Origin of the sequence: Streptosporangium sp. NPDC006013, assembly GCF_040614275.1 — a bacterium.
Taxonomy (GTDB): Bacteria; Actinomycetota; Actinomycetes; order Streptosporangiales; family Streptosporangiaceae; genus Streptosporangium.
Genome location: NZ_JBEXUE010000702.1, coordinates 1 through 3,917 on the forward strand (window position 1 = coordinate 1; position 3,917 = coordinate 3,917).

4 protein-coding genes are annotated in these 3,917 nt (G+C 70.3%); 2 read left to right on the plus strand and 2 right to left on the minus strand.

All coding sequences use genetic code 11. The features are described from left to right. The first annotated feature begins 94 nt into the window (after positions 1–94). Positions 95–544: a hypothetical protein gene (locus tag ABZ260_RS48130; protein WP_355631862.1), complete on the plus strand. Its 450-nt coding sequence runs from the start codon at positions 95–97 to the stop codon at positions 542–544. Next, positions 544–2,157, plus strand: coding sequence for a High-affinity nickel-transporter (locus tag ABZ260_RS48135; RefSeq protein WP_355631865.1), 1,614 nt, complete (start codon positions 544–546; stop codon positions 2,155–2,157). The genes ABZ260_RS48130 and ABZ260_RS48135 overlap by 1 nt, the downstream gene beginning before the upstream one ends. A 301-nt stretch (positions 2,158–2,458) precedes the next feature. Here the strand turns inward: ABZ260_RS48135 and ABZ260_RS48140 are convergent, their stop codons facing one another. Together ABZ260_RS48140 and ABZ260_RS48145 are read right to left on the minus strand one after the other, a co-directional pair. After that, positions 2,459–3,559, minus strand: a complete 1,101-nt coding sequence (locus ABZ260_RS48140; protein ID WP_355631868.1) for a HAMP domain-containing sensor histidine kinase — start codon at positions 3,557–3,559, stop codon at positions 2,459–2,461. Beyond that, positions 3,552–3,917 (minus strand): winged helix-turn-helix domain-containing protein (locus ABZ260_RS48145; RefSeq protein WP_355631871.1); only part of this gene is annotated, 366 nt, incomplete at its 5' end. The genes ABZ260_RS48145 and ABZ260_RS48140, both read right to left, overlap by 8 nt.

Genomic DNA, 3,917 nt, shown 5'->3' on the forward strand with positions numbered 1-3,917 from the left:
GGCGGTGAGCGCGGCGATGAGGAAGGTGTCGCGCTGCTCCCGCCTCGCCCCGGGGCCGAAACCGGTGATGAGCAGGTAGATCAGGAAGACGCCGGTGGCCCAGTACGTGATCGAGTACGCCGAGGTGCTGGTCTCGGCGGGCAGGGATCCCGCCGAGCAGTGGGCGCTGCTGCGCGCGCAGCGGACCCTGATGGAAGCGGCCGGGGTCAAGGACGACCTGACCTGGGCCGAGTTCGAGGCCGACCACGGCTCTCCCGCACGGGCCGTCGAACACGCCGAGGCCGAATACGCCCGCAACCCCAACGTGGTCGCCGCCGACGCCCTGGCCTGGGCCCTGCACCGCGACGGCCGTGACCGGGAGGCCCTGCCGTACGCGCGTAAGGCCACCGCCACCGGCTGGCGCAACGCCCTGTTCCATCACCACCGCGCCGAGATCGAACGCTCGCTCGGCCGCACCGAGGAGTCCAGGCGCTCCGCCGCCCGGGCCCGCGACGCCGACCCCACCTTCTCCGCCGATCTCCCTGCCCTAGCGAGGTTCTCCTGATGCTCGCGGTCACTACCGCCGCCTGCGGCCTGGCGATGTGCGCGACACTCGCCGCAGGCGCCGCGCCCTCCAACGCGGAGGTGACGCACCCACTGGGCAACTTCACCGTCAACCACTACAACGGCCTGCGGATCACCCCGGACCGGGTGGAGAACCTGGCGGTCGTGGACAGCGCCGAGCTGCCCACCCTGCAGGCCCGCCCCGCGGTGGACGCCGACCGCTCAGGAACGGTCTCGGACGCCGAACGGTCGGCGTACGGCACCGCCCGGTGTGGCGAACTCGCCACCGCACAGCGTCTGACGGTGAACGGGACCGCGACGGTGTGGCAGATCTCCGAGGCCGTCTTCGCCTACGAGCCCGGTCAGGGCGGCCTGCAGACCAGCCGCCTGACATGCCGCCTGCACGCCGCCGCGAAACCGCTCCAGGCACCCACCACCGCCGCGGCCTCCGGCTCCGGGACCTCGGTGACGTCCGAGGGGAGCGGGACGGTCGAATTCAGCGACGGCTTCCTGGCCGACCGGCTGGGCTGGCGGGAGATCACCGCGGTGTCCGCCGCGGGGCTACGGCTGGTGCGCCCTTCGGTGCCCGGCACGAGTGTGAGCCGGGAACTGCGGTCCTACCCCGGCGACCTGCTGGCCGACCCACTGGACCAGCGGGCGGTGAAACTGGGCGTGACGCCGGGAACCGGCTCGGCGGCGACCGCGATACCGCTGGTGTCCGGTGGACCCGTCGCAGACGCGCTGGCCGCGTTGGACCGCCTGTTCACCAAGCTGATCGGCACCGCGTCGCTGACTGTGCCGCTGGGCCTGCTCTCCGTGGCGCTGGCCGCGGTCCTCGGCGCCGGCCACGCGCTCATCCCCGGTCATGGCAAGACCATCATGGCCGCCTACCTCGCCGGCCGCAGCGGCCGCCCACGTGACGCGCTGGTCGTCGGTGCCACCGTGACGGCCACCCACACGCTGGGGGTTCTCGTCGTCGGCCTGCTGCTGAGCGCCTTCTCCGCCCTCACCGGGGAGTCCGTGCTCGGCTGGCTCGGCCTGGCCAGCGGCCTGCTGATCACTGTCATCGGCGCCGGTCTCCTGCGATCGGCCTGGCGCGCCCACCGCAGCGGCGAGCCCTCCGGTCACGGGCACGGACACGGACATGGACACGGACACGGACATGTGCCCTCCGCCGAAGGGCACGACCAGAGATCCGGCTACCGGCACGGCCACACCGATCCGGGCCGTGGAGTCGTCCGGACGGCGGTGCTGGATCGGGAGCGGCCCGCACGGACCGAGGCCACCCGCTCGCGGCGCGGGCTGGTGGGGATGGGGGTGGCGGGAGGCCTGGTGCCCAGCCCTTCCGCGCTCGTCGTCCTGCTCGGCGCCATCGGGCTTGGCCGCACCTGGTTCGGGATCGCGCTGGTGTTCGCCTACGGCATCGGCATGGCGAGCACCCTGACCGCCACCGGCCTGCTCCTGGTCAAGCTGGCGGGACGACTCGACCGGATGGCGACGAGGGGACACGGCATGGCTGCCCGCCTGTCGTCTCTCGCCCCGGTCGGCACCGCCGCCGTCGTCGTCGTACTCGGCCTGGGCCTGGCCGTCCGTGGCCTGGCCGGAGCCGCCTGAGCGGAGCCGGCCCTCGCCCCGCGTCCGGCGGTTCCACAAACCTGGGTCATCGGCGGGCGAACGTCAGGCCGTCCAGTTCTCCACGGCGACCGCGCTACTGCCGGCCTGGGCCAGCTCGATGATCTGCGTCATGGACAGGTTCTTGTGGAACTTGTGACGGCACCTGATTAGGTCGAGCTCGGCGAAGACTGATCAAATGCCCTAGTTGTGAAATCTTGAAAGGGTTTCTTATGGGGCCGTCAGGCTACATGGTTGCGGGATTCTCTCGGCTAATCCGGTGATATAGCGGTACGTGACCACGTTATGCGGTACCTGACTTTTTGGCTGTATGTGGTGGTGGGGTGGGCAGTTGAACGACGATACGGAGTCCGCCCGCAGGACGCGGGACGATAGTGAGGGACCCGTCGTGCGCGTGGGTGATGCTCTTGACGATTGCCAGGCCGAGTCCGACGCCTGCGTGGTCGTTGCGTATTCTTCCCGTGCCGCGCTGAAACGGTTCTGTAAGTGCAGGGACCACCTCTGGGGACAGCTTCTCGCCGGTGTTCTCGACGGTGAGCGCCTCGGGGCCGATGCCGGTCTTGATCCACACGGTTCCCTGTACGGGCAGGTTGTGCACGATCGCGTTGTGCACCAGGTTCGTCGCCAGTTGCAGCAGGAGCGCCTGCGACCCCTCAACCGGGGTGATCTCACCTGAAGTCTCGATGGTGACACCGCGTTTCTTTGCGAGCGGGAGCAGTGTCTCGACGGCCTCTTCCACGACCAGGGACAGGTCGACGCGTTCCCGTGCGAAGGATCTCTGGTCGGCGCGGCTGAGCATGAGGAGCGCCTCGGTGAGGTCGATCGCCCGGGTGTTGACGGCGTGAAGGCGTTCGACGAGTTCGCCGATGTCACGGTCGGGATCGCGGCGGGCCACGTCGAGAAGCGCCCGTGAGATCGCCAGCGGGGTGCGGAGTTCGTGTGAGGCGTTGGCCGCGAATCGCTGTTGCTCGGCGACGTGTGCTTCGAGCCGCACGAGCATGGCGTCGAAGGCGTCAGCGAGTTCGCGGAACTCGTCCGCGCGGCCAGGCAACCGGATCCGGTGGGAGAGCGATCCGTTCGCGGCCATGCGCGTGGCGTCGGTGATGCGGGTCAGGGGGGCGAGCATGCGTCCGGCGAGAATCCATCCTCCCAGCAGGCCGAACACCAGCAGGAACGCCATCACCGCGGCCGCCGCAGGGGCGAAGGCGCCCAGGAGGAGGATGCGGTTGGGCGCCACGTAGAGAAGGGCGGGCCAGCCGTCGGGTACGTACCGCAGGAGGAACACCCACACGGCGGCGAGCAGCAACGCGCCCGCGAGCATGAGGAATCCGGCGTAGCTGAGGGTGAGCTTGAGCCGGACGCTCATCCCGCGCGCCCTATCCACCCTCGCCTCCTGCGTCGATGCGGTAGCCGACGCCGGGCACGGTGGCGATGAGCCACGGTTCGCCGAGCCGTTTGCGCAGCGCCGAGACCGTGATGCGGACGGCGTTGGTGAAGGGGTCGGCGTTCTCGTCCCACGCCCGCTGCAGGAGTTCTTCCGCGCTGACGACACCGCCTTCGGCGGCGACGAGGACTTCGAGCACGGCGAACTGTTTGCGGGTGAGCGCGACGTAGCGGCCGTCGCGGTAGACCTCGCGGCGGAACGGGTCCAGGCGCAGGCCGGCGATCTCGCGTACGGGCGGCCTGTTGTGCGCGCGCCTGCGGTCGAGTGCCCGGAGGCGGAGCACGAGTTCCTGGAGATC

Excerpts from the sequence above, each read along its gene's own strand:
- ABZ260_RS48135 (WP_355631865.1), top strand. The coding sequence starts at position 544 with ATGCTCGCGGTCACTACCGCCGCCTGCGGCCTGGCGATGTGCGCGACA.